We start from the raw sequence: 24,364 nt of genomic DNA, 5'->3' as shown, positions 1-24,364 counted from the left end.
GATGGCTGAAACGCGAATTGTTGTTGGTCATGCGCCGTTCAGCGTCGGGGATGAGTATCCCTGGCTGGCCGAACGCGATGAAGATGGCGCGGTGGTCACTTTCACCGGTAAAGTCCGCAATCACAATCTCGGCGATAGCGTGCAGGCGTTAACGCTGGAACACTATCCGGGAATGACCGAAAAAGCGCTGGCGGAGATTGTCGACGAAGCGCGTGCGCGCTGGCCGCTGGGACGAGTAACGGTCATTCATCGCATTGGCGAACTGTGGCCGGGTGACGAAATCGTTTTTGTTGGCGTGACCAGTGCGCATCGCAGCAGCGCGTTTGATGCCGGGCAGTTCATTATGGATTATCTGAAAACCCGCGCACCGTTCTGGAAGCGCGAGGCCACGCCAGAAGGTGAGCGCTGGGTTGATGCCCGCGACAGCGATAAGCTAGCAGCAAAACGCTGGTAGAGTACAATTGGTGTAGGCTCATACTGATTCAGGAGATTGTCATGGACCGATTCCCACGATCCGATTCTATTGTACAGGCCCGTTCCGGCCTGCAAACGTATATGGCGCAGGTGTACGGCTGGATGACCTGCGGATTGTTGCTGACGGCGTTTATCGCCTGGTATGCAGCAAATACGCCCGCGGTGATGATGTTTGTCTTCTCCAGCAAAATCACCTTCTTTGGACTGATCATCGCCCAGCTAGCGCTGGTGTTCGTCCTGTCCGGCATGGTGCAAAGGCTCAGCGCGGGAATGGCGACCACGCTGTTTATGCTCTATTCGGCATTAACCGGGCTGACGCTATCAAGCATTTTTATCGTCTATACCTACTCGTCTATCGCCAGCACCTTCGTGGTCACCGGCGGGATGTTCGGGATCATGAGTTTGTACGGCTACACCACCAAACGCGATCTCAGCGGTTTCGGCAATATGCTGTTTATGGCGCTGATCGGTATTGTGCTGGCCTCGCTGGTTAACTTCTGGCTGAAGAGCGAAGCGCTGATGTGGGCGGTGACCTATATTGGGGTGATTGTGTTTGTCGGCCTGACCGCTTATGACACGCAGAAGCTGAAAAACATCGGTGAGCAGATCGACCTGCGTGACAGCTCCAATCTGCGTAAATACGCAATTCTTGGGGCCTTAACGCTGTATCTGGACTTCATCAACCTGTTCCTGATGCTGCTGCGTATCTTCGGCAATCGTCGTTAATTTTCTGTTGCCGGATGGCGTAAGCCGCCATCCGGTGAATCATTTCGCCATCGCCTTCTCGTTTTTTACCCGCAACTTTTTCGCCCGACTCTCCAGCAGCAAATAGCACATCAGCGCCAGCAGCAGCGGAATAAAATAGTACAGCACGCGATACGCGAGCAGGGCGGCAATGATTGTCCCCTGAGAGGTGTTCTCTCCTGCCAGCAGCGCCATAAAGACCGCCTCCAGCACGCCAATCCCCGCCGGAATATGCACGATAACACCGGCAATACTGCTCACCAGTAGTACGCCCAGCACGAAGAAATAGTTGATATTCTGACCCAGCAACAGCCAGATAATCGCCCCCATTACCATCCAGTTAGTACCGGATATCGCCATTTGCGCGAGGGCAAATTTCCAGGAGGGCAGCACCAGTTTTTGGCCCTTGATAGTGATGTGGCGATGTTTAGCGAAAGCGCAAAACCACAGATAAACAACAATCATCAGCAGCAGCGCAATGCCTAAGAGGCGTAGCGTACCTTCATCGATATACCAGTGCGCGGGCAGTTCAACGACGCCGAAGGTGAAAATAAAACCGCCCAGCAGAATATAGCCCAGCCAGTTAGTGGTAATGCTCAGTGAAAAAATTCGCGTAATTGTGCTCCCCGGTAATCCGAGACGCGAGTAGAGACGATAACGCATCCCAATACCGCCCACCCATGTGCTTAACGTCAGGTTGAAGGCGTAGCAGATAAACGACACCAGCATGACCTGGCGTTTTGCCAGCTTGTGCCCACAGTAGTAGCGCCCGAGCAGGTCATAGCAGCCGTAAAGTAAATAACTGACGATCACCAGCCCTACGGCGCTGAGCAGGGCGATCCGATTGTAATCGCGGATTACCGTCCACACTTCCTGCCAGTTGACCTTGCTGGCATAAACGACCAGCAATACGATGACCGCAATAAAAAATAGCCATGTGAGGATCTTTTTCGCTAAGCGCCAGCGTCGGTGGTTTTTTGGCATCAGGTTTCCCCTCCTGCATCCTCAGTTGGAATACGATCCTGGGTTTCCAGAGTTGGCTGTGCGGGTGGTTCTACCTCGGCCAGATGCGGGGTGTGCGCCGGTAGCCAGCCGACCAGCGCCGGGAAGTGGCGTAAAAAGTGGAAGGCCAGCACGCTTTTGGTCAGGTTCCACCAGGTACGTTTTGGCAGCATTGATTCATCAACTCGCTTGCAGTCCTGCGCAATAATGGGGTTCAGGTTGTCACGCAGGGTCTGGTTAAACGTGCGGTCATGAATAATAAGATTTGCCTCCAGATTGAGCGACAGACTGAGCGGGTCGAGATTGCTGGAACCTACCGTCGCCCAATGATCGTCCATCAGCGCGACTTTACCATGCAGGGGCTTACGCCGGTATTCATAGACATGGACGCCGCCTTTAACCAGATAGTTATAAAGCAGGCGGGCACCCACTTTCACAATCGGCATATCCGGTTCACCCTGGACGATGAGTTTTACCCGAACGCCGCGTCGCGCAGCTTTTCGTAGGGCATGCAGCAGGCGATAACCCGGAAAGAAATAGGCATTGGCAATGATCACTTCCCGCCGGGCCTGGGTCAGCATTTTCAAATAGTGGCGTTCAATATCATCGCGATGCTCTTCGTTATCGCGCCAGACAAACAGCGCCTGCGCTTCGCCAGGCCGATGATTCTCAATTGCCCGGTGATGACGTCGCCACCAGCGTCGTACGGCGCTCTGTCCCGGTAAGTTATCCAGCACGAATTTCAGGATGTCGGCCACGACTGGACCTTCCACGCGAACGGCGTAATCCTGCTTGGCCTCGGGACCGTAATCAGACATGTGTTCAGCGGAATAATTAATACCGCCGACAAAGGCAACACGATCATCAATGACCACAATTTTGCGATGCATACGGCGAAAGAGATTGGTGCGCATACCGAACAGACGCGGGCGCGGATCGTAGTAGCGGAAAATAACGCCAGCTACGGTCAACTCTTCGACAAAACTGTCGCTAAGATCCGGCGAACCGTAACCGTCCAGCAGCACCTCTGCTTTGATTCCGCGCTGGGCGGCTCCGAGCAAGGCGGCATGCAGCTGTTTTCCGACCGCATCTTCAAACCAGATAAAAGTCTCAAGGATAATTTTTTTCTGTGCCTGTGCAATGGCGTCAAAGACGGCAGGATAGTATTGATCGCCATTTTCCAGCAGTTGAATTTGATTGCCTTCACGCCAGCCATTTTTCATAAATGAATCTCCGCACTCAGGGGGGCATGATCGGACAAATGTCGCCAGTGACGCAGCGCCAGCGTCGTTGGAGTACTGGCATTCGCGTTTTTCACGTAGATCCTGTCCAGACGCAGCAGGGGAAAATGCACCGGAAACGTCCGCGCCGGGCGACCGTGGGCGCGGGTAAAAATCTCGTCAAGGCCGGCCCTGGCTTTCAACGGGTGATTGGCCGTTTGCCGCCAGTCGTTAAAATCTCCGGCGATCACCACGGGCTCCGCGTCGGGCAGGGCATTGACCCAGCCAGCCAGCATAGCGAGCTGGGCCTGACGGTGTGCTTCACGCAAACCGAGATGCACGCACATGACATGGATTGGGTGCGAGAGCATTGGCGGCACGATGCGGCAGTAGAGGACCCCGCGCTTTTCACTCGCGCCGACGGACACATCGCGATTTTCATAATGTTCAATGGGATAACGCGACAGCACCGCGTTACCGTGATGCCCTTGCGGGTACACGGCGTTACGCCCGTAGGCGAAGTCGCTCCACATGGTGTCCGCCAGAAATTCGTAGTGGGTGGTATCCGGCCAGTTCTCAATCTGCAGCGAGTGAGCATCGTGCGCGCCCATGACTTCCTGCAGGCACACAATATCTGCCCCGACCGTTCTGACAGCCTCCCGTAGCTCAGGCAAAATAAAACGCCGGTTGAAGGCGGTGAACCCTTTGTGAGTATTAATGGTGAGCACATTGAATGAAAATTGAACTCCCGATCCGCTCATGAGCCTCCCGTTGGCGTCACTTCCTAAATAAAATAGTGTAGTCGTCGTCACAAAAAGATGCGGTGTTGCGGAATTTTCCGTAAAGTCCGGTACTCTGAATAATTAGTTGAAAATCCTTCAGGAGAAAAGCCATGAGGTGGCAACAACGTGTTCGTGTCGCAACGGGTCTAAGTTGCTGGCAGATTGTGTTGCATTTACTGGTAGTGGCGTTGCTGGTAATGGGCTGGATGAGCGGTACGCTGGTGCGCGTCGGCCTGGGATTATGCGTCGTTTACGGCGTAACGGTTTTATTAATGCTGGCCTTGCAACGTCACCATGAACAGCGCTGGCGCGACGTAGCTGATGTGCTGGAAGAGCTGACTACCACGTGGTATTTCGGTGCCGCGATGATCGTACTGTGGTTGCTGTCGCGCGTGCTGCAAAACAACGTCTTGCTGGCCCTGGCGGGGCTGGTGATCCTTGCCGGACCCGCCGTGGTCTCGCTGTTGGCGAAAGACAAAAAGCTACATCACCTTGCGTCTAAACATCGCATACGCCGCTGAGCCGGTCGTGGCCGCTATTACCAACAGCGGCCACAAACTTCCCCACACAATCTGCAGACTCGCATCCTTCAGGTAAATCTGTTTCGTGATGTCCGTAAAATGGCGGATTGGGTTTATCCACGTCAGATTCTGTAACCAGACCGGCATATTTTCGACCGGCGAGACGTAGCCTGAAAGTAAAATCGCCGGCATCATAAACACAAACACGCCGATAAACGCCTGCTGCTGGGTGGCGCACAGTGATGAAATCAGCAGACCAAAGCCGACCAGCGACAGCCCGTAAATCACCATCGTGAAATAGAACAACCCCAGTGAACCGGCAAAGGGGATGTGATAAGCCCAGATGCCGATCGCCAGCACAATGGTGGCCTGAAACGTTGCCACAATTAACGCGGGCACCGCTTTACCGATGAATATCTGCCAGGTGGTAAGCGGGGAGACCAGCAGCTGATCCAGCGTGCCTTGCTCGCGCTCGCGGGCAACCGAGAGCGAAGTGACGATCATGACGCCGATGGTGGTGATCATGGCGATCAGCGACGGAACCACAAACCATTTGTAATCCAGGTTCGGGTTATACCAGTTACGCACCACCAGCTCGCTGTTGTTCGGTTTCGGCTTGCCGTCCATCAGCTCCTGCTGATACTCCTTAACGATTTGTTGCAGGTAATTCGCGGCAATTTGCGCACTGTTAGAGTTACGCCCGTCGAGAATAATCTGCATGGGAGCCTGCTGGAAAGTATCCAGATTACGCGAAAAGTTGGCCGGGAAGCGCACCAGCAACAGGGCTTTTTGCGTGTCGATGGTGGGCTGGATCTCCTGCGGGCTTTTCAGCAGCAGAACGTGCGTAAAGGCGCTGGCGCGAGCGAAGCGCTGGGTTAGCTCCACCGAATGTTTACCGTTGTCTTCGTTATAGATAGCGATAGTGGCGTTGGTGACTTCCAGCGTGGCCGCGAATGGGAACAGAATAACCTGAATCAGCACCGGTAAAATCAGAATGGCTCGCGTCTGCGGTTCACGTAACAGTGATTGCAGCTCTTTACGAATTAATGTCCATAAGCGATGAAACATGCCCGTCCCCTTAATCCAGCCGACGTTTGGTTTTAAGCCACGTCAGGCCAATAAACATCACCGCCGAAGCGATTAAAAACAGCACGTTGATAATCAGCACCACCGGAATATTTCCCGCCAGAAACAGGCTTTGTAGGGTGCTGACGAAATAACGAGCCGGAATAATATAGGTTACTGCCCGGATAATCGCCGGCATGCTGTCTATCTGGAAGATAAAACCCGACAGCATAATCGAGGGCAGGAAGGCGGCGTTTAGCGCGATCTGCGCGGCGTTAAACTGGTTGCGGGTGATGGTGGAGATAAGCAACCCCATGCCGAGCGTGCTGAGCAGGAACAGGCTGGTAATGAAAAACAGGATCAGCAACGAACCGCGATAGGGCACGCCGAGAATAAACACCGACACCAGCATACAAAGCAGCATCGCCAGCATGCCCAGAAAGTAATAGGGGATCAGTTTGCACAGCAGCAGTTCGACGCGGGTGACTTCGGTAGACAACAGCGCTTCCATGGTTCCGCGCTCCCATTCGCGCGCCACCACTAATGAGGTGAGGATAGCGCCAATGACCGTCATGATGATGGTTACCGCCCCGGGAATAATAAAATGTTGGCTGATGGCCGCCGGGTTAAACCAGTAGCGGGTCTGCACGTCGATCAAAGGTTCAAATGATTCTCCGCGATCTTCCGCCCGCTGTTGTTGCCAAATCTGCCAGATGCCTTCGACATAACCCTGTACAAAGTTAGCGGTATTCGGTTCACTGCCGTCGGTGATCACCTGGATCGGCGCCACGTCGTTGGGTCGCGCCATCTGCTGGGCGAAATCCACCGGGATCACCACTAGCCCGCGAATGCGCCCGGCCTGCATTTTCTCAATCAATTCCTGACGGTTATCGCTGATGGTGGCGTCAATATACGGTGAACCGGTCATGGTATGGGTAAAATCCAGCGCCTCTTCGCTTTGCTGTTCGAGCAGAATCCCTACCCGCAGCTTGCTGGAGTCGAGGTTGATCCCGTAGCCGAAGATAAACAGCAGCAGCAGCGGGATTACCACCGCAATCAGCCAACTGCTGGGATCGCGGACGATCTGGCGCGTCTCTTTCACGCACAGCGCGCGTACGCGACGCCAGGAGAGAACGGAGTTACTCATGCGTATGCTCCTTATCCCAGTCATTGATTAGCGTGATAAAGGCCTGTTCCATGGTCGGGTCTGGCGTCTCACTGTCAGCAGCCTGAGCTTTCAGGTCGTCCGGCGTACCGCTGGCAATCAGTTTGCCGCGATACACCAGCCCGATGCGATCGCAGTATTCTGCCTCATCCATAAAGTGGGTGGTCACCATCACCGTGACGCCTTTTTCCACCATGCTGTTGATATGTAACCAGAACTCCCGACGGGTGAGGGGATCGACCCCGGAAGTGGGTTCATCGAGGAACAGAATGTCGGGTTCATGCATCAGCGAACAGGCCAGCGCCAGGCGCTGTTTAAAGCCCAGCGGCAGTTCGTCGGTGGCGTGGGAGGCGATACTCTTCAGGCCGAATGCCTCGCTCATCCGCTCGATTTTCTCCTTCTGCGCCCGACCGCGCAGGCCGTAGACGCCGGAGAAAAAGCGCAGATTCTGTTCAACCGTCAGGTTGCCATACAGGGAGAATTTCTGTGCCATATAACCCAGATGCTGACGCGCTTTACCGGAGCTGACCTTCAGGTCCATGTCCAGCACCAGCGCTTTACCCGAGGTGGGGACCAGCAGGCCGCACATCATTTTAAAGGTAGTGGATTTGCCCGCGCCGTTGGGTCCTAACAAACCAAAAATCTCGCCGCGCTGCACGGCAAAGTCTACGTGGTCGGTAGCGGCAAAATCGCCAAATTTTTTGGTCAGCGCTTTGGCTTCGATCACCGTTTCACCTGGCGTGCCTTCCACGGTATGCAGGATAGCGCCCAGCGGGGACTCCGATGTTCCGGCCCCGCCGAGTAAATCGATAAAGGCATCCTCGAAGCGGGGGGCGGTTTCGTTGATGGTTATCTCCGGCATGCCGTCAGCGTTTTGAATCTGCTGGGCCGTCGCTTCTTTTTTCAGGATTAAGCGGACGGATTTCCCCTGAATCATCCCGTCGCTAACCTGCGGCAGTTTTAACGTGCGTTGCAGCAGTCGGCGGTTATTTTCCTGCGAACTGCTCATCAGGAAGCTGCGACCCGACATGGTTTGCGTAAGCTGAGTGGGATCGCCCTGATACAGCAATTCACCTTCGTTCATCAGCAGCACATCACGGCATTGTTCAGCTTCATCCAGATACGAAGTGCTCCAGAGGATCAGCATGCCGTCCCCGGCCAGTTCATGAACCATTTGCCACAGTTCGCGACGGGAAATAGGGTCGACGCCCACGCCAGGCTCATCCAGCAGTAACACGCTGGGTTCACCGACCAGCGTACAGGCAAGTCCGAGCTTCTGTTTCATGCCGCCGGAAAGCTTGCCGGCCAGGCGTCCGGTAAACGGCCCCAGCGAGGTAAATTCCAGTAGTCGGGCAAAGGTTTTTTCTCGCGCTTCACCGGTAACGCTACGTAAATCTGCATAGAGATTAAGGTTCTCCATGACGGTCAAATCTTCATACAGACCAAATTTCTGCGGCATGTAACCCAGTACCGCATGCAGCGCGCTGTCGTCTTTGATGGGATCAAAACCAATTACCGTTGCGCTACCGGCGTCGGGTTTCAACAGCCCTGCCAGCATTCGCATCAGCGTGGTTTTGCCAGCGCCATCCGGCCCGACCAGCCCGGTCACGTAGCCCGCATGAACGGTACAGTCGAGCGGGGCGACGGCCGGTTTATCCATTCCGGCAAAGTTTTTCGTCAGTCCATTCAGCGTAATGACGGCGTCATTCATGCCGTGCCTCATCGCTGAACTTTATCGTTACCGGCATTCCCTGGCGCAGCGCATCGTCCGCGTCGGTCACCACAATACGCAGGCGATAAACCAGGTCGGTGCGCAGGTCAGGGGTCTCGACTGTTTTTGGGGTAAACTCGGCGGTGGGCGACACGAAGCCGATTTTACCGTGATACGGTTTGTCCGGACGGCCATCGGTGTAAAGCAGGATTTCGCGTCCTGGCTGCGCCTGGCTCAGATTTCGTTCGTCAACGTAGGCGCGAACCCATACCGGACGCGTGAGTGACAGCGTCAGTACCGTGCCCCCTTCGTTCAGCATGCTGCCGGGTTCGACCGCACGGGTGAGTAACGTGCCGTCAGACGGCGAGGTCAGCGTGGTGTCATGCAAATTAAGCTCTGCCTGGGCCAGCTCGGCCTGAGCTTGTTCGAGCGTGGCTTTCGCCTGCTCGATGTCCTGCACACGATTACCGCTGCGGTATTGGCTGAGTTTATCCTGTGCGGATTTCAGAGAGGCCAGCGCCTGATCGCGTGATGAACGGGCGTTTTCCAGATCGTTGGCGGAGATAGTGCGGCTTTTCCACAATCCCACCTGCCGATTGTAAAAGTTTTGCGCGTAATCATAGGCTGCCTGCGCCTGTTTGACTGCCGCTGCGGTTTGCGCGATCTCCTCTTTACGATACCCTGCCAGCATCAGATCGTATTGCGCCTGGGCGGCGGCAACATTCGCTTTTGCCTGCATTAATGCGTTTTCATACGGTGCACGGTCCAGTTCGCCCAGCACCTGACCGGCGGTAATGGCATCGCCTTCGTCAACCGCCAGCGAGGCCAGCCTGCCGCCGACGCGAAAACTCAGGTTGACGCTACGGATATCGACATTGCCGTACAGCGTCAGACCGTTATCTTGCCGACTTTGATACCACCACGTTCCACCGGCAATCACGGCAACGAGGGCCGCGATGACCAGCCCGAGAACGACAGGTTTTTTCATGACTCCAGACTCCTTTGCGTTAAACCTTGCAGAATAAGATCGATGTGACAGGTGATCGTTTGGTCAATCAGCGCGGTTTTATCCTCATCAAATTGTGACCAGCCCGTACGCAACAGAATGGTTTCTTTCCCCAGACGAAAGGCCAGTACCTCGCCGAGTAGGGCGTGGGTGTGCAGGATCATTTGGGTATCGTTGGCATCGCCGCCGGTATAGGCAGCAATCAGGCGCGTCAGGTGAGTATGCAGCGGATTGATAACCTGGTCGTGCACCAGTTGATAAGCCGCGGTGGGTGAAAGCTGTTCGCGCGAAATAAATTTGCTCAGGTTAACGGTATCGTCCTGGGTTAACAGCATGATCATATTTTTGCAGGCGCGGAGGATCAGTTCGCGCATCGCGCCACGATCCGGTTCCGGCTGAGCAAACAGACGCTCGGCTTCTTCAGCATGCGGGCGAAACTGTGAGCCGATAAAATCCGCAATCCACTGGGCGCAGGCGAGATATAAATCCTCTTTTGAGCCAAAATAGTAGGTGATAGCAGCAATATTTTGCCCGGCCTGCGCGGCGATATCGCGAGTAGTGGCGTGCAGACCATACTCGCCAAACTGCGCCAGCGCGGCGGCAATGAGCTGATTTTTCGCCTGTTCACCTTTGGTTGTCATGGTGGGTGTATTCATAGCACGACTCAGATCTTAATCAATCGATTGATTAAGATTATGACTGATGTGTAACCTTGTCCAGTCCGGACCGTTATTTTTCAGCGCAGGGATAATTTATGCGGCACATCACAAAAACTGCTACACTCCGCCCCTTCATGACATTGTGGTTTTTGTCATCTTTATTATATGTATCTCCCTGAAAACGACACCGGTAACGGTCAGGGTGGTTCGGAGTTGTTATGTCTTTTGATTCCCTTGGTTTAAACCCTGAAATTTTACGTGCCGTTGCCGAGCAGGGTTACCGTGAACCTACCCCTATTCAGCAGCAGGCGATCCCTGCCGTGCTGGAAGGCCGCGATCTGATGGCCAGCGCCCAGACCGGTACGGGGAAAACGGCAGGTTTTACCCTGCCGCTGTTGCAGCACCTGATTACCCATCAGCCGCATGGCAAAAGCCGTCGTCCGGTGCGTGCGCTGATCCTCACGCCAACCCGCGAACTGGCGGCCCAGATTGGCGAAAACGTACGTGATTACAGTAAGTATCTGAATATTCGCTCGCTGGTGGTCTTCGGCGGCGTGAGCATTAACCCGCAGATGATGAAGCTGCGCGGCGGTGTGGATGTGCTGATCGCCACGCCTGGTCGTTTGCTCGATCTGGAACACCAGAATGCGGTGAAACTGGATCAGGTTGAGATTCTGGTACTGGATGAAGCTGACCGCATGCTGGATATGGGCTTTATTCATGATATCCGTCGCGTTCTGGCGAAACTGCCGGCAAAACGCCAGAACCTGCTGTTCTCAGCAACGTTCTCTGATGATATTAAGTCGCTGGCCGAAAAGCTGCTGCACAATCCGCTGGAAATCGAAGTGGCGCGCCGTAATACCGCGTCAGAGCAGGTGACTCAGCACGTTCATTTTGTTGATAAAAAGCGTAAACGTGAACTGTTGTCGCAGATGATCGGTCAGGGCAACTGGCAGCAGGTGCTGGTGTTTACCCGTACCAAACATGGTGCGAACCATCTGGCGGAACAGCTGAATAAAGACGGCATTCGCAGCGCGGCGATCCACGGTAATAAATCTCAGGGGGCGCGTACGCGTGCGCTGGCTGATTTTAAATCCGGTGATATTCGTGTGCTGGTGGCGACCGATATTGCCGCGCGCGGTCTGGATATTGAAGAGCTGCCGCACGTGGTGAACTACGAGCTGCCAAACGTCCCGGAAGATTACGTGCACCGTATTGGTCGTACCGGTCGTGCGGCCGCTACCGGCGAAGCGTTGTCTCTGGTGTGCGTTGATGAACACAAGCTGCTGCGTGACATCGAGAAGCTGCTGAAAAAAGAGATCCCGCGAATTGCGATGCCAGGCTACGAGCCAGACCCGTCCATCAAAGCCGAGCCGATCCAGAATGGTCGCCAGCAGCGTGGCGGCGGTGGTCGCGGTCAGGGTGGAGCAGGGCGTGGTCAGCAGCCGCGTCGTCAGGATGGCGGTGCGCCAAAAGCGAAACCGCGTAGCGGCGAAGGCAAACCGGCGGGCGATAAGCCTCGTCCACCGCGCCGTCCGCGCAAACCGTCTACAGCGCAGTAATTGCGAGCCCGGCCGAAAGGTCGGGCTTTTCTTTTTGCGACACGTATCAGAAAGTGCCACAATAGTGGCTGTTTATACAGTATTTCAGGTTTTCTCATGGCACTAACGGCTGCGCTAAAAGCGCAAATTGCCGCCTGGTATAAGGCGCTTCAGGAACAGATCCCCGACTTTATTCCCCGTGCGCCGCAGCGGCAGATGATTGCTGACGTCGCGAAAACGCTTACCGGGGAAGAAGGGCGGCATCTGGCGATTGAAGCGCCGACCGGGGTGGGGAAAACGCTGTCGTACCTGATTCCCGGTATTGCCATAGCGCGTGAAGAACAAAAAACGCTGGTGGTCAGTACCGCCAACGTTGCTTTACAGGATCAGATCTACAGCAAAGATTTACCGCTGCTGCGCAAAATTATCCCCGATCTGCGTTTTACCGCCGCGTTTGGTCGCGGGCGTTATGTCTGCCCGCGTAATTTAGCGGCGCTGGCCAGTAGCGAACCCAATCAGCAGGATCTGTTGGCCTTTCTCGACGATGACCTGACGCCCAACAACCAGGAAGAACAAAAGCGCTGCGCCAGGCTAAAAGGCGATCTCGACAGCTACAAGTGGGACGGGCTGCGCGATCACACGGATATCGCTATCGACGACGGACTCTGGCAGCGCCTGAGCACTGATAAAGCCAGCTGTTTGAATCGTAACTGTCACTACTATCGTGAATGCCCCTTTTTTGTCGCCCGCCGTGAGATTCAGGAAGCCGAAGTGGTGGTTGCTAACCACGCGCTGGTAATGGCGGCCATGGAAAGCGAAGCTGTTTTGCCGGAGCCGAAGAACCTGCTGCTGGTTCTTGATGAAGGTCACCATTTGCCGGACGTCGCGCGCGATGCGCTGGAGATGAGCGCAGAAATCAGCGCCCCCTGGTATCGACTGCAGTTGGATCTGTTTTGCAAATTAGTAGCCACCTGCCTGGAACAGTTTCGTCCAAAAACTACGCCGCCGCTGGCGAATGCCGAGCGTCTGAACGGTCACTGTGAGGAACTGTATGAGCTGATTTCATCGCTCAATAACATTCTTAATTTGTACATGCCTGCGACCCAGGAGGCGGAACACCGCTTCGCGATGGGCGAACTGCCTGCGGAAGTGATGGAGATTTGTCAGCGTCTGGCGAAGCTAACAGAAATGCTGCGCGGTCTGGCGGAACTGTTCCTCAACGATCTCAGCGAAAAAACCGGCACCCACGATATTGTGCGTCTGCATCGGGTTATTTTGCAGATGAATCGGGCGTTGGGCATGTTTGAGGCGCAAAGCAAACTGTGGCGGCTGGCTTCGCTCGCGCAGTCGTCAGGCGCGCCGGTGAGTAAATGGGCGACGCGCGAAGTGCGTGACGGGCAGATCCACGTCTGGTTCCACTGTGTGGGGATCCGTGTGAGCGATCAGCTTGAACGACTGCTGTGGCGCAGCGTACCGCATATTATCGTGACCTCTGCCACGCTGCGTTCGCTCAACAGCTTCTCGCGTTTGCAGGAGATGAGCGGGCTGAAAGAAAAAGCAGGGGACAGGTTTATCGCGCTGGATTCACCGTTTAATCACGTTGAGCAAGGCAAAATCGTCATTCCGCAGATGCGCTACGAACCGTCAATTGATAACGAAGAGCAGCATATCGCGGAAATGGCCGCCTATTTCCGCGAACAGCTGGAAAGTAAAAAGCATCAGGGCATGCTAGTACTCTTTGCCAGCGGTCGGGCAATGCAGCGTTTTCTTGAGCACGTTACCGATCTGCGTCTGCTGTTGCTGGTACAGGGCGACCAGCCGCGCTATCGACTGGTGGAGCTGCACCGCAAGCGGGTGACCAACGGCGAGCGTAGCGTACTGATTGGGCTGCAATCTTTTGCCGAAGGTCTGGATTTGAAAGGCGACTTGCTGACCCAGGTGCATATTCACAAAATTGCTTTTCCGCCTATCGACAGCCCGGTGGTGATCACCGAGGGCGAGTGGCTGAAAAGCCTGAACCGCTACCCCTTTGAGGTGCAGAGCTTGCCCGCGGCGTCATTCAATTTGATCCAGCAGGTTGGGCGACTCATTCGTAGCCACGGCTGCTGGGGAGAAGTGGTTATTTATGACAAGCGTTTATTGACCAAAAGCTATGGCAAGCGTTTACTGAACGCATTACCCATATTTCCGATAGAGCAACCTGCTGTGCCAGACGTTATAGTAAAACCAAAAGAAAAAGCGAAACCCACGCGTCGCCGTCGGCGTTAACGATGCGAGCAACAGGCAAGGAGTTATCGATGGATTACCGCAAAATCATCAAAGAGATTGGGCGAGGAAAAAATCACGCGCGTGACCTGGATAAGGATACTGCTCGCGGACTGTATACCCATATGATGAACGGCGAGGTACCCGATCTTGAGATGGGCGGTGTACTGATTGCGCTGCGTATTAAAGGCGAAGGCGAAGCGGAGATGCTGGGCTTTTACGAAGCGATGCAGAACCACACCATTCGCCTGACTCCGCCAGTGGCCAAACCCATGCCGATTGTCATTCCCAGCTACAATGGCGCGCGCAAGCAGGCAAATTTGACTCCGCTGCTGGCGATTTTACTGCATAAGCTGGGCTTCCCGGTGGTGGTGCACGGTGTCAGCGAGGATCCAACCCGCGTGCTGACTGAAACCATTTTCGAACTGATGGGGATTGCGCCGACGCTGCATGCCGGGCAGGCGCAGGCAAAGCTGGATGGTCATGAGCCGGTGTTTATCCCGGTGAGTGCGCTGTGTCCTCCGCTGGAAAAACAGCTGGCGATGCGCTGGCGAATGGGCGTGCGTAACAGTGCGCATACGTTGGCTAAATTAGCCACGCCGTTTGCCGAAGATGCCGCGCTGCGTCTTTCCAGCGTTTCCCACCCGGAATACGTATCGCGCGTGGCGAAATTTTTCGGCGATATCGGTGGGCGTGCCCTGTTGATGCACGGTACCGAGGGTGAAGTGTACGCCAACCCGCAGCGCTGCCCGCAGATAAGCCTGATAGATTCGTCCGGCGTGCGAGTGCTACAGGACCGGCAGAGCGAGATGCCCGATGAGCCGGTCCCGCTGCCGGTGGCTAAAGACCCGGAAACTACCGCGCGCTGGATTGAGCGTTGTCTGGCGGGCAGTGAGCCGGTTCCGGCATCGCTGAAAATCCAGATGGCCTGCTGTCTGGTAGCAACCGGTGAATCCGCGACGCTGGCTGAAGGACTTGGCCGCGTCGAGCAAAGCTTCTGATTTTTCTTTCTCTCGACGGGTCATTTGCCAGGCCCGTCGGTTCACGCTTTCCGGCAACGTGAAATTTCTGCACGTTTATTGATCTCCTGAGCGCTGTGGCGCAGCATAGTTTGTTGAAAAATAAGAAACACAATCAACACGCGACTCAACAGGAGATAACAATGAACAGTGGACATCGCTTCCATGTGCCAACGCTGCACGCCTTTATCCAGGCCGTTTTTCACCAGATGGGAAGCAATGAGCTGGAGGCGCGGCTGGTAGCAGATCATCTGATAGCCTCTAACCTCGCCGGCCACGACTCCCACGGTATCGGCATGATCCCAAGCTATATTCGCTCATTTTCGCAGGGACACCTGCAGATCAACCGCCATGCCAAAGTGGTCAACGATGCGGGAGCGGTGATTACGCTTGACGGCGACTGCGCATTTGGTCAGGTGGCGGCCCACGAGGCAATTACGCTTGGGATCGAAAAAGCGCGCCAGTACGGTATCGCTGCCGTGGCATTACATAATTCGCACCATATTGGACGCATTGGCTACTGGGCGGAGCAATGTGCGGCGGCGGGTTTTGTTTCGGTGCACTTTGTGAATGTGGTAGGGATCCCGATGGTCGCACCGTTTCATGGCCGCGATAGTCGATTTGGCACCAACCCCTTCTGCGTGGTGTTCCCACGTAAAAATACGTTCCCGTTGTTGCTGGACTATGCAACCAGCGCCATCGCGTTTGGCAAAACCCGCGTGGCATGGCACAAGGGCGAGCCGGTGGCTCCGGGATGCCTGATTGATGCTAATGGGGTACCCACAACCGATCCCGCCGTAATGCAGGTCTCTCCGCTGGGGTCGTTGCTGACTTTCGCCCAACACAAGGGTTATGCGCTGGCGGCAATGTGCGAAATTATGGGGGGAGCGCTTTCTGGTGGTAAAACCACACATGAAGAGAGTCTGCAGACCAGCGCGGACGCCATCATTAACTGTATGACGACCATCATTATGAATCCGGAACTGTTTGGCGCGCCGGACTGCGACAACCAGGTCGCGGCATTTGCTAAGTGGGTGAAAGCGTCCCCCCATGCTGAAGATGCCCCGATCCTGTTGCCAGGGGAGTGGGAGGTGAATACTCGTGAAGAACGGCTGGAGCAAGGTATTCCGCTGGATGCCGGAAGCTGGCAGGCGATTTGCGAGGCGGCGTTGCAAATAGGGATGCCAGACGCCGTGTTGCAGGAATTCCGTCAACGACTGGAACACTAAGCAAAAAAAAGCCCGTCCAGTGGCGGACGGGCAAACAAAGGGTAACAAACAGGGTCAATGAGGGTTGGAGCATTGGGTCGTACAGGTAATCTTTCGGTTATTTATAGATAACCGCGGTGCCGCTCATTTTGTCTTTGCCGATAGCGGAAGTGATGCTGTAACCCGTTGCGCCAGCAGCAGTCGCTTTTTCAGCCAGTTTTGCTTCCAGGCCGTCCAGCGTGGTGGCGCCGTCAGCAGATACCACACCAATTTTGTTCATGTTTTGCGCCTGAGTAGAGGAAACTGGCTCGGCAGCAAAAACGCCAAATGACAGGGTAGACAGAGCGATGGCGGCAACAGCAAATTTGATATTTTTCATGATTAATTTCTCGCAGGTTTGTTCTGTTAGTCAGTGTTCTTTAAGAAGACGTTGTTTCGTCGATGTGAGAAGTATCACGTTTTTTTATGCGAGATAAAATCGAATAGAATTGACGACATCAATCAAAAAAATTGAATGACAAATAACTTATTGAATATTAATAAATTCGAAAGAGGGATTTACAGTTCTTGTCATTGCGCTTTACAGAGAAACCGACAACGGCACATTTTGCTACACAGAGTGCAAAAAAGCGTGCTCATAAAGGAAATCGTATGCGCTGAAACTTTCGGTAAAGATAAGTCAACGTAGCTGGCTGTCTTTCGAACCTCTGCGATTATATCCTGAAAATGCAGCGCTATGTGAATCTTTATCCTGCTGGCATGTGATGCATAAGCGTACGCCGGGCACGGCCTCCCGTCTGGCCTGAGGGATTGGATTACCACATTCTTCGCATTCATACAGACTTTCCCCCGTCGGTAACTCACCGCGGGCGCGGGCAACAGCATCTTCAATAGTATTGTTGATCTGTTCGTTAACAGCGTCGTCATTTGCCCATCCGGATGCCATACCTACCTCCTGCTGATGTCTACAGAATAAGTATAGCGAATGTGATGGCTGAAAAACGACCACGCGTCAGCGGTATCAGATTTCGGACCATTCGCGCAGCAGGTTATGGTAGAGATTGAGAAGCGACAGGATCTCGCTACTCTCCCCATGACGTGTCTTCAGGGACTGGATGTTTTTATCCAGTTCAAAAAGCATGGCGCGATTTTTATCGTCCCGGATCATCGACTGGATCCACATAAAGGATGCCACCCGAACCCCACGGGTCACCGGCGTAACGCAGTGCAGGCTGCTGGAAGGGTAAAGTACCAGATCGCCTGCCGGAAGTTTTACCGCATGCTGGCCGTAGGTGTCATTGACCAGCAGCTCTCCTCCCTCATAATCGTCGGGATTACTCAGGAATAAGGTGGCGGAAAGATCTGTGCGCATCCAGCCGTTTTCCGGATGACTACGCACCGCGCCGTCAACGTGAAAACCGTAGGTCTCGTTGTGCTGGTAGCGATTGAACAGCGGTGTGGAGAGCGTTTTCGGTAATGCAGCGGCGAAGAATAACGCGCTGTTGTTCACCGCGTTTTGTACCGCCTGTTGTAAAACGCCGTAACGTTCACTTTGCGTATTCACCTGCTGGTTGTTTTTAACCTGCGCGCCCTGAGCGCCGGTGGTTGCGCGGCCATCAACCCAGTCGGCAGCGTCCAGTTGTTCGCGAAACCAGGCGACATCCTGCGCCGACAGAATGCCGGGAATGTGATACATCATCAGTGTTTCTCCTGAAAGTGGGGCTTACGCCCCACGTAAAAGATCAGAAATGCATATTTGCCGTGAGCAGGAAGGTTCTTGGCTCACCCGGATGGTAACGGTATCCGCTCTTGTTAATGGAGGATACATAATCGGTGTCGAACAGGTTATAGACGTTCAACTGGAAATCGAGATTGCGATTCACGCGATAACCCAGTTTCGCGTCGGCGACCCAGTAACCTTCGGTGTAGGATGGCGTACCCACGGCCCCGTCGGAACCGCGATGCATACTGCCCACGTAGCGAGCGCCCGCGCCAACAGAGATATCATCGGTAGCCTGATACTGATTCCACAGCGTGAACGCATGTTCTGGCGTATACGGCAGGGATGAAGAACCATCCTGAGCAACGTTTTTGCCGCTGTGGATCGTCGCGCGCTGCTGGGTGTAACCCCCAATAACCTGCCATGCGGGAGTGATGTTCCCTGCTACCGAGAGTTCGTAACCTTCAACGCGCTTCTCCCCGTACTGGGAATATGTGCCGTCGTCGTTCTGCTCAACTTCGTTCTCAATATCCGTACGGAAAATCGCGGCAGTTAACAGCAGGCGCTTATCCAGCACCTCCCATTTGGTGCCGATCTCGCTGGTTTTCGCTTTCTGCGGTTTGAAATCGGTACGGTTCGCACTGTTACCGCTTCCGCCCTGAGCGAGGGCAAAGTTGCTGCCGCCCGGCGGTTGCTGAGAAACGGCGTAGTTAATGTAAACGTTACCGTTATCGGTCAGGTGATACAGCGCGCCCGCTTTCCAGTTCACCAGATTGCCTGATTTGGCAGTATCCACGGTGGTGACCGGAGAACCTTTCGCCACGCCTGTCGGACACGCGACCGCGCCGCGACCAGAAGCGCCGCAAGCGGTAGCGCTGTCATATTCCGTGCGGTAATTGTCGAGGCGAATACCACCGTTCAGTTCAAACTCACGGGTAATCTGTAGCGTATCAAAGGCGTATACACCGAAGGTATCGGTTTGCCCGTTAGCATTAGCGCCGTTACGAGACAATCCGCCGATATTCACATTGCTGTCGGGATGATAGATATTTACCGACGGCGGGGTGATCGGGTTTACACCATAGTTGGTTTGCGTTTCACGCGTTAGCTCCACGCCGGTGCTGATGTCGTGACCGATGGCTCCCGTGTAAAATTTTGAGGTCAGGTTGGTCTGGTTGGTCAGGATCTTATTGCTGACATCTTTGGTATTTGCCAGGCGTGACCAGGTCCAGGTGTCGACGCTGCTGGTGGGTTGAGTGATGTTAGTCGCGCCGCCCATCACCGCCGTCATCAGATAATCCTGCTTAATGCGTGACCAGCGGGTGGTGTTGCGAATAGTGGTGCTGTCGTTCAGGTCATGTTCAAAACGCATCGTTGCGGTATCGGTCGTTGAATCGTCGTAATCCGAGTTGGTACCGTAGAAGTTATGCGTATCCACTTTTCCTGACTGATTCAGTGCAGCAGTCCCCGCGGAAGGCGCGGAATATCCCGGCAGACCGATGGTGGGGACACCACCATCCGGGGTGTTGTGCTGGGTGACATGCAGATAGTTCAGATACAGTCGGTTCTCAGTGCCTAAGCCAAAGGCGAGGGAGGGGGCCACACCATAACGTTCATTCTTAACGTTATCGCGACCGGCATCATGCGTTTTTTCACCCATCAGGTTTAACCGTGCAGCGGTGGTCTCGCCGATGACCTGGTTAATGTCCAGCGTACCACGGCGGAACCAGGCGCTACCGACGCTGGCCGAGGCATCGATCCCTGAGTCAGTGCGCGGCTGTTTGCTGATCATATTGATGGAGCCCGTTGGCGCGCTACGGCCATAGTCGGTGCCGGAGGGGCCTTTGATCACTTCAACCTGTTCGGTATTGAAAGTGTCGCGCGTAACGCTGCCAATATCTCGGATACCGTCGATATAAATACTGTTCGAGGTATCCGCACCACGCATGTACACCGCGTCACCGGTGGTGGAGTTACCGTTCTCACCGGCGAAAAACGCGCCAACGCCCGGTACGTTTTTCAGCGCATCGGTCAGATTGGTTGCACCTTGATCCTTAATCACCTGCTCAGAAATCACTGTCATGGTGCGGGTTGTATCCGCTACCGGGCGGGAGAACTTAGGGTCGGCAGATTGCGTTGGGGCGTATAACGAAGGTTTGGCCGCTTCAACAACCAACGTATCTTCTTGTTTTTTATCTTGATCGCCCGCGGCGACAGCCTGAGCTACCGGAGACAGGCCAATACACAGACCGGCAAAAAAAGTCAGTGAATGAAAACTACTGGCAGGCAAATTGCGATTTTTATCCATGTTAGTGAGTGACTTATTATTTTTTGAGTAGACGGTTTCACTCGCGCGAAGGGACATCTCTGTGGATGTTATACCCTGCAGGCCTCGCGGGAGTGAATGTGTAATTGATAATGATTTTGATAAGCATTACTAATCAGTGCGACGTTTTAGCATTCATTAATTCAAAAATAAATACATTTATTTACATTGGATTCAAAATTGCTACACGATGATTACAATTTGAGCGGTGAACGACGTGAACAGCAGGTAGCAAACTGCATTCGGGGTGAATGCAGTTGGGCTAAGGTGAGGGACTACTTATAGATAGTTGCGCTGCCGTACATCTGGTTTTTACCGCCCGCAGAATTGACGACAAAGCCTTTTGCGCCTTGCTCTTTCGCTTTCTCTGCCAGCTTGTCTTCGAGATCGCTCAGGTTAGAAGCTCCGGTAGCGAAAACAGTGCCGGAAGCTTGTAGCTGGCCGGTTTGAGGGCTGGTGTAGGGCTGTGCAGCAAAGGACGCAAATGTCATGCCGGTCAGTACGGTAGCGGCAAGGAATGTGAGGCATTTCTTCATGGTGATATCCTCTGAGAAACAACAGGTCGTGCCTGATAAGTTTAGGCCGTCAGTGGATGACATTTACCGCAAAAAACTGGTGATGAGCTGTCTGTTTTTTGAACAATCAGCAAGCCATCAAATAGGTATAAAAAAAGCAAATTTCCTTGCTGTGTGTTTACCGCGTGGCGTTATGCGGGTATCTTACGCCGCTGTTAAAAGGAGAATGCTATGTCCCCCCAGAAACCGGGATTACACCCACGTAACCGCCACAATGGCCGTTATGATCTTGCGACTTTATGCCAGGTTACACCCGAGTTGACGCAATTTCTCACCCTCACGCCGGGCGGCGAGCAGAGTGTTGATTTCGCGAATCCGCAGGCAGTGAAGGCGCTCAATAAAGCACTGCTGGCGCATTTTTATGCGGTGAAAAACTGGGATATTCCAGACGGTTTTCTGTGCCCGCCGGTTCCTGGTCGCGCTGACTACATTCACCATCTGGCCGACCTGTTAGGTGAAACCAGCGGAACCATTCCGGCAAATGCGAGCGTGCTGGATGTGGGAGTTGGGGCAAACTGTATTTATCCGCTGATCGGCGTGCATGAATACGGCTGGCGATTCACCGGCAGTGAGACCAGTAGCGAAGCGTTTAACAGCGCTCAGGCGATCGTAAATGCCAATCCGGGGTTAACTCGCGCAATTCGTCTGCGTCGCCAGAAAGATGCTACGGCAATCTTCAACGGTATCATTCACAAGAATGAGCAATATGAAGCCACATTGTGTAACCCGCCTTTCCATGATTCTGCGGCTTCAGCCCGCGCCGGAAGCGAGCGCAAACGTCGTAATCTGGGGCAGGATAAAGATGATGCGCTGAACTTTGGCGGGCAGCAGCAGGAGCTGTGGTGTGAAGGCGGTGAAGTGGCGTTCATCAAAAAAATGATCGCCGAAAGCCAGGCCTTTGGCCGTCAGGTGATGTGGTTCACCACGCTGGTTTCGCGCGGTGAGAATTTGCCTCCGCTGTACCATGCGTTAACGGATGCGGGCGCGGTGAAAGTGGTTAAGAAAGAGATGGCCCAGGGGCAAAAGCAGAGTCGCTTTATTGCCTGGACCTTTATGGATAACGATCAGCGTCGCCGTTTTATGGCGCGTAAACGCTAAAGCGTTGGCTCGGTTGGCGGCAGCGGTTCGCTTGCTGCCGACGCAGGGCCATTCACCGGTGCAGGCAAAACCTGATACGTCTGTACCGGCGCGCGTACGTTGGCCAGATCGAAGTATTTCTTCACCTGGCTGTCGAGCGCGAAACGTACCGTCCACTGTTTCAGCGGTAATGTGGTAAATGAGACCCGTAGCGTGAAGGCCGTATTGGTTAACCCCACAATCCCGGCAAACGACGGTTCGCCAATAATCAGCCCGCGAATATCGTCCTGTTCCATCACTGCAGCCACAGCGTCTTTCAACGCCTGATTCGCTTTATCTGCATCCTCATGGCGGTCTACATCGTAATTGGCTACGACCGATCCAATCCCGCGCACAAAGTTGGCGAAGGTCGTTATCGATGACCAGGGAATGATATGGTACGCCCCGGTGTCCTGACGGACGCCCACAGAGCGGATGGACATCCGTTCAACCGTACCGGTGAGTGGACCGATGGTCACCAGGTCGCCGGTGTTCATGCCATTTTCGAACTGAATAAAGATCCCGGTAATAATATCTTTTACCAGCGTTTGCGAGCCGAAAGAGATAGCCAGCCCCAGCGCCCCGGCCCCGGCCAGTAAGGGTGCGATATTGACGCCAATTTCGGATAGCACAATCATGATGGTGATCGTGCTGATGATCACCGCCAGCGCGTTGCGAAACAGCGTCAGCAGGGTGCGGGTACGGGCGCTGGGGAGCGGGCGACCGTGAATATCGGAAGCCAGACGATTTTCAATCAGGCTGGCAAGGATCGTCCAGCCGATGGCGGAGAAGAATAAAATCAGCGCGATACGGATCAGGATATCCACCGTTTTTTCTCCTGCGCCGTAATGCAGCCAGTTCCAGAAGTCGAACAATCCCCAGGCATTCAGTAGCAGCATTACCGCGACGCACACCGTCAGGATCCTGGCCACGCTTAGCGCCGTCGACAGCCAGCCATTCAACCGTTTTTGTAATTCCGGATAGCTGCGCTGGGTGTGTGGCGAAAGGGTAATAGTTTTGGCTATCCAGCGGGAAAGCATACCGGAAACAAAAGCGGCGATCCCAATGATCACCAGGCTGCGCAGCGTAGCGCCCATCATGAATTTCAGGCTGTTGCCAGGATCAAACAGCGAGAAGAAAAACAGCACAATGAAGTAGGCGCTGGCCAGCCAATGCCATACCAGTGCAAAGGCGCGGATAAACAGGCTGAAAAACGCTAACGATCTTTCCGCCAGATTCAGCAAATGCTGCGTTATCTCTTTCTTGTTTCTGAAAATCAGGTACAGCGCCCATAGCGTGATACACAGCATGATGATGACGTTTGCCATCGCGCCGACCTGCACGTTGACCTGATTCGAGATAATGGGAACGGCAACGATAAGTCCGTATCCAATCAGGCTGCTCAATGAACTTAAACGGCGATTCCAGTAGCGCGCACCGGCATCCTGAATGTTAAACGGGCGCAGTTCGGCCACCGTTGGGCAAAATATCAGGCGTAGAATGGCTTTGAAGAACTCAATCAACGCAAAGGCATTGAGAAACAGGCTTTGCTGAAAGGCGATAGTGCGGCTACCGGCGTTCATTCTGTCACTCAGTATCTGCCCGACAAACAAAGTCAGCGCCAGCAGAAGCAAATCGATAATGAATGCGCCGACGATCATCGCCGGAAGCTGGAGCCAGTTGCTGCGTTCGCGGTTTTTCCGTCGTGCCCATTTCCCCATTTTGCGATACAGCGGCAGCGCGCACAGGCGAAGCAGCCAGAAAAAACCGAACACTGACGCCGCCAGCATTAAAAAATGGGTCAGGGCATTGGTGAACGTTTGCGGGTTGAAGGTCTTGTGTGGTGCATCGGTAATATTGCGGTAAAGCTGAGCAAAGCGGCTGGAGAGCGCCTCACCGTAGTGGCGGGTGACATCCGTGACGTTTTCCAGCACCGTTTTTTCTTCCGTTAACGTGGGCGGAACAATGGTTGGCACCGGCTCGGCAGGGGGCGCTGTCGCCACTTTGCGTAACTGACCGATCAGTTCCTGGCGCGAGGCGTCATTTTCCAGCACATCAGCCAGTGCGCCGTAGGCCGCTTTCTTCTGTTCAACATCCGGCTCTTTCGCCGGCGCGGTTTGCGCGTTGGTTGACGTTGGCGTAGTGACGCCAGGTATCGTCACCGCCTGAGTCGGGAGACTCACCAGACAAACAAAGATGAACAGGATCCAGCGCATGACTCCTCCCATGAGAAAATAAATTCAAA

General features: G+C 54.3%; 22 protein-coding genes. 8 read left to right on the top strand and 14 right to left on the bottom strand.

The window, feature by feature from the left end:
• Position 1: 1 nt before the first annotated feature.
• Together moaE and OGV65_RS14370 are read left to right on the top strand one after the other, a co-directional pair.
• Positions 2-454 (top strand): molybdopterin synthase catalytic subunit MoaE, encoded by a 453-nt coding sequence (gene moaE, locus OGV65_RS14375; protein ID WP_046274634.1) that lies wholly within the window; start codon positions 2-4, stop codon positions 452-454.
• A 41-nt stretch (positions 455-495) separates the two neighbouring features.
• On the top strand, positions 496-1,200 hold the full coding sequence (locus OGV65_RS14370) for a Bax inhibitor-1/YccA family protein (protein WP_003831536.1): 705 nt from the start codon (positions 496-498) through the stop codon (positions 1,198-1,200).
• Positions 1,201-1,239: 39 nt separating this feature from the next.
• On the opposite strand, the gene OGV65_RS14365 is transcribed toward OGV65_RS14370, so the two are convergent.
• From OGV65_RS14365 to OGV65_RS14355, 3 genes are read right to left on the bottom strand one after another with little or no spacing between them, the layout of a single operon-like run.
• Positions 1,240-2,202 (bottom strand): lysylphosphatidylglycerol synthase domain-containing protein, encoded by a 963-nt coding sequence (locus OGV65_RS14365; protein ID WP_016152350.1) that lies wholly within the window; start codon positions 2,200-2,202, stop codon positions 1,240-1,242.
• Positions 2,202-3,443, bottom strand: a complete 1,242-nt coding sequence (gene clsB, locus OGV65_RS14360; RefSeq protein WP_200079517.1) for a cardiolipin synthase ClsB — start codon at positions 3,441-3,443, stop codon at positions 2,202-2,204. Before clsB ends, OGV65_RS14365 begins: the two co-directional genes overlap by 1 nt.
• Positions 3,440-4,201: an endonuclease/exonuclease/phosphatase family protein gene (locus OGV65_RS14355; protein WP_153690577.1), complete on the bottom strand. Its 762-nt coding sequence runs from the start codon at positions 4,199-4,201 to the stop codon at positions 3,440-3,442. Before OGV65_RS14355 ends, clsB begins: the two co-directional genes overlap by 4 nt.
• A 131-nt stretch (positions 4,202-4,332) precedes the next feature.
• Between OGV65_RS14355 and OGV65_RS14350 the strand changes: the two genes are divergently transcribed.
• On the top strand, positions 4,333-4,743 hold the full coding sequence (locus OGV65_RS14350) for a YbhQ family protein (RefSeq protein ID WP_016152353.1): 411 nt from the start codon (positions 4,333-4,335) through the stop codon (positions 4,741-4,743).
• Here OGV65_RS14350 and OGV65_RS14345 read toward each other — a convergent pair.
• The 5 genes from OGV65_RS14345 to cecR are packed head-to-tail and all read right to left on the bottom strand — an operon-like array spanning position 4,705 to position 10,346.
• Positions 4,705-5,811 (bottom strand): ABC transporter permease, encoded by a 1,107-nt coding sequence (locus OGV65_RS14345; RefSeq protein WP_008784194.1) that lies wholly within the window; start codon positions 5,809-5,811, stop codon positions 4,705-4,707. The two genes, OGV65_RS14350 and OGV65_RS14345, sit on opposite strands and share 39 nt — an antisense overlap.
• A gap of 10 nt (positions 5,812-5,821) precedes the next feature.
• Complete coding sequence (locus OGV65_RS14340) at positions 5,822-6,955, bottom strand: ABC transporter permease (RefSeq protein ID WP_286455096.1); 1,134 nt, start codon at positions 6,953-6,955, stop codon at positions 5,822-5,824.
• Positions 6,948-8,684, bottom strand: coding sequence for an ATP-binding cassette domain-containing protein (locus tag OGV65_RS14335; protein ID WP_016152356.1), 1,737 nt, complete (start codon positions 8,682-8,684; stop codon positions 6,948-6,950). Before OGV65_RS14335 ends, OGV65_RS14340 begins: the two co-directional genes overlap by 8 nt.
• Positions 8,677-9,672 (bottom strand): secretion protein HlyD, encoded by a 996-nt coding sequence (gene hlyD / locus OGV65_RS14330; protein WP_200079518.1) that lies wholly within the window; start codon positions 9,670-9,672, stop codon positions 8,677-8,679. The genes OGV65_RS14335 and hlyD overlap by 8 nt, the downstream gene beginning before the upstream one ends.
• Entirely contained in the window at positions 9,669-10,346 is a 678-nt protein-coding gene (gene cecR / locus OGV65_RS14325) for a transcriptional regulator CecR (RefSeq protein ID WP_016152358.1), read from the bottom strand. The genes hlyD and cecR overlap by 4 nt, the downstream gene beginning before the upstream one ends.
• A gap of 221 nt (positions 10,347-10,567) precedes the next feature.
• On the opposite strand from cecR, the gene rhlE reads away from it, so the two are divergent.
• From rhlE to OGV65_RS14305, 4 genes are all read left to right on the top strand, one after another.
• The gene (gene rhlE / locus OGV65_RS14320) at positions 10,568-11,911 is read left to right on the top strand and encodes an ATP-dependent RNA helicase RhlE (protein WP_049282687.1); all 1,344 of its coding nucleotides are present in this window, start codon (positions 10,568-10,570) and stop codon (positions 11,909-11,911) included.
• A gap of 96 nt (positions 11,912-12,007) precedes the next feature.
• The gene (dinG, locus tag OGV65_RS14315; protein WP_046274637.1) at positions 12,008-14,158 is read left to right on the top strand and encodes an ATP-dependent DNA helicase DinG; all 2,151 of its coding nucleotides are present in this window, start codon (positions 12,008-12,010) and stop codon (positions 14,156-14,158) included.
• Positions 14,159-14,187: 29 nt separating this feature from the next.
• On the top strand, positions 14,188-15,156 hold the full coding sequence (gene ybiB, locus OGV65_RS14310; protein ID WP_016156063.1) for a DNA-binding protein YbiB: 969 nt from the start codon (positions 14,188-14,190) through the stop codon (positions 15,154-15,156).
• A 161-nt stretch (positions 15,157-15,317) separates the two neighbouring features.
• Positions 15,318-16,403: a malate/lactate/ureidoglycolate dehydrogenase gene (locus OGV65_RS14305; protein ID WP_046274639.1), complete on the top strand. Its 1,086-nt coding sequence runs from the start codon at positions 15,318-15,320 to the stop codon at positions 16,401-16,403.
• A gap of 97 nt (positions 16,404-16,500) precedes the next feature.
• Here OGV65_RS14305 and ybiJ read toward each other — a convergent pair whose 3' ends face one another.
• The 5 genes from ybiJ to mcbA all read right to left on the bottom strand — a co-directional run bounded on the left by ybiJ (position 16,501) and on the right by mcbA (position 20,964).
• Positions 16,501-16,761 carry a DUF1471 family protein YbiJ gene (gene ybiJ, locus OGV65_RS14300; protein ID WP_016152363.1) on the bottom strand — a complete coding sequence of 87 codons (261 nt, stop codon included), beginning with the start codon at positions 16,759-16,761 and terminating at the stop codon, positions 16,501-16,503.
• Positions 16,762-17,061: 300 nt separating this feature from the next.
• On the bottom strand, positions 17,062-17,328 hold the full coding sequence (locus OGV65_RS14295; RefSeq protein ID WP_003035233.1) for a DksA/TraR family C4-type zinc finger protein: 267 nt from the start codon (positions 17,326-17,328) through the stop codon (positions 17,062-17,064).
• A gap of 75 nt (positions 17,329-17,403) precedes the next feature.
• On the bottom strand, positions 17,404-18,081 hold the full coding sequence (gene ybiX, locus OGV65_RS14290; protein ID WP_047501257.1) for a PKHD-type hydroxylase YbiX: 678 nt from the start codon (positions 18,079-18,081) through the stop codon (positions 17,404-17,406).
• 43 nt (positions 18,082-18,124) lie between these two features.
• Positions 18,125-20,410: a catecholate siderophore receptor Fiu gene (locus OGV65_RS14285; RefSeq protein WP_103766488.1), complete on the bottom strand. Its 2,286-nt coding sequence runs from the start codon at positions 20,408-20,410 to the stop codon at positions 18,125-18,127.
• Positions 20,411-20,703: 293 nt separating this feature from the next.
• A complete protein-coding gene (gene mcbA, locus OGV65_RS14280; RefSeq protein WP_016152367.1) occupies positions 20,704-20,964 on the bottom strand; it encodes a DUF1471 family periplasmic protein McbA in 261 nt (86 codons plus the stop codon).
• Between the two features lie 210 nt (positions 20,965-21,174).
• Between mcbA and rlmF the strand changes: the two genes are divergently transcribed.
• Positions 21,175-22,101: a 23S rRNA (adenine(1618)-N(6))-methyltransferase RlmF gene (gene rlmF / locus OGV65_RS14275; protein WP_016152368.1), complete on the top strand. Its 927-nt coding sequence runs from the start codon at positions 21,175-21,177 to the stop codon at positions 22,099-22,101.
• Here the strand turns inward: rlmF and ybiO are convergent.
• The gene (gene ybiO / locus OGV65_RS14270; protein WP_286455095.1) at positions 22,098-24,335 is read right to left on the bottom strand and encodes a mechanosensitive channel protein; all 2,238 of its coding nucleotides are present in this window, start codon (positions 24,333-24,335) and stop codon (positions 22,098-22,100) included. The genes rlmF and ybiO overlap by 4 nt on opposite strands.
• Between the last annotated feature and the right edge of the window lie 29 nt (positions 24,336-24,364).

Origin of the sequence: Citrobacter sp. Cb004, from assembly GCF_030337065.1 — a bacterium.
In the GTDB taxonomy this organism is placed as follows: Bacteria; Pseudomonadota; Gammaproteobacteria; order Enterobacterales; family Enterobacteriaceae; genus Citrobacter; species Citrobacter braakii.
The sequence above is the reverse complement of the archived record's forward strand: the minus strand, read 5'-3'. Positions and strand labels throughout refer to the sequence as shown.

What these genes read in the sequence shown, in the direction of transcription:
- OGV65_RS14370 (WP_003831536.1), top strand. Translation starts at nt 496, where the DNA reads ATGGACCGATTCCCACGATCCGATTCTATTGTACAGGCCCGTTCCGGC.
- OGV65_RS14285 (WP_103766488.1), bottom strand. Translation starts at nt 20,410, where the DNA reads ATGGATAAAAATCGCAATTTGCCTGCCAGTAGTTTTCATTCACTGACT.
- ybiX (WP_047501257.1), bottom strand. Translation starts at nt 18,081, where the DNA reads ATGATGTATCACATTCCCGGCATTCTGTCGGCGCAGGATGTCGCCTGG.
- ybiB (WP_016156063.1), top strand. Translation starts at nt 14,188, where the DNA reads ATGGATTACCGCAAAATCATCAAAGAGATTGGGCGAGGAAAAAATCAC.
- rlmF (WP_016152368.1), top strand. Translation starts at nt 21,175, where the DNA reads ATGTCCCCCCAGAAACCGGGATTACACCCACGTAACCGCCACAATGGC.
- hlyD (WP_200079518.1), bottom strand. Translation starts at nt 9,672, where the DNA reads ATGAAAAAACCTGTCGTTCTCGGGCTGGTCATCGCGGCCCTCGTTGCC.
- moaE (WP_046274634.1), top strand. Translation starts at nt 2, where the DNA reads ATGGCTGAAACGCGAATTGTTGTTGGTCATGCGCCGTTCAGCGTCGGG.
- ybiO (WP_286455095.1), bottom strand. Translation starts at nt 24,335, where the DNA reads ATGCGCTGGATCCTGTTCATCTTTGTTTGTCTGGTGAGTCTCCCGACT.
- OGV65_RS14355 (WP_153690577.1), bottom strand. Translation starts at nt 4,201, where the DNA reads ATGAGCGGATCGGGAGTTCAATTTTCATTCAATGTGCTCACCATTAAT.
- clsB (WP_200079517.1), bottom strand. Translation starts at nt 3,443, where the DNA reads ATGAAAAATGGCTGGCGTGAAGGCAATCAAATTCAACTGCTGGAAAAT.
- cecR (WP_016152358.1), bottom strand. Translation starts at nt 10,346, where the DNA reads ATGAATACACCCACCATGACAACCAAAGGTGAACAGGCGAAAAATCAG.
- OGV65_RS14295 (WP_003035233.1), bottom strand. Translation starts at nt 17,328, where the DNA reads ATGGCATCCGGATGGGCAAATGACGACGCTGTTAACGAACAGATCAAC.
- dinG (WP_046274637.1), top strand. Translation starts at nt 12,008, where the DNA reads ATGGCACTAACGGCTGCGCTAAAAGCGCAAATTGCCGCCTGGTATAAG.
- OGV65_RS14305 (WP_046274639.1), top strand. Translation starts at nt 15,318, where the DNA reads ATGAACAGTGGACATCGCTTCCATGTGCCAACGCTGCACGCCTTTATC.
- ybiJ (WP_016152363.1), bottom strand. Translation starts at nt 16,761, where the DNA reads ATGAAAAATATCAAATTTGCTGTTGCCGCCATCGCTCTGTCTACCCTG.
- OGV65_RS14340 (WP_286455096.1), bottom strand. Translation starts at nt 6,955, where the DNA reads ATGAGTAACTCCGTTCTCTCCTGGCGTCGCGTACGCGCGCTGTGCGTG.
- mcbA (WP_016152367.1), bottom strand. Translation starts at nt 20,964, where the DNA reads ATGAAGAAATGCCTCACATTCCTTGCCGCTACCGTACTGACCGGCATG.
- OGV65_RS14350 (WP_016152353.1), top strand. Translation starts at nt 4,333, where the DNA reads ATGAGGTGGCAACAACGTGTTCGTGTCGCAACGGGTCTAAGTTGCTGG.
- rhlE (WP_049282687.1), top strand. Translation starts at nt 10,568, where the DNA reads ATGTCTTTTGATTCCCTTGGTTTAAACCCTGAAATTTTACGTGCCGTT.
- OGV65_RS14335 (WP_016152356.1), bottom strand. Translation starts at nt 8,684, where the DNA reads ATGAATGACGCCGTCATTACGCTGAATGGACTGACGAAAAACTTTGCC.
- OGV65_RS14345 (WP_008784194.1), bottom strand. Translation starts at nt 5,811, where the DNA reads ATGTTTCATCGCTTATGGACATTAATTCGTAAAGAGCTGCAATCACTG.
- OGV65_RS14365 (WP_016152350.1), bottom strand. Translation starts at nt 2,202, where the DNA reads ATGCCAAAAAACCACCGACGCTGGCGCTTAGCGAAAAAGATCCTCACA.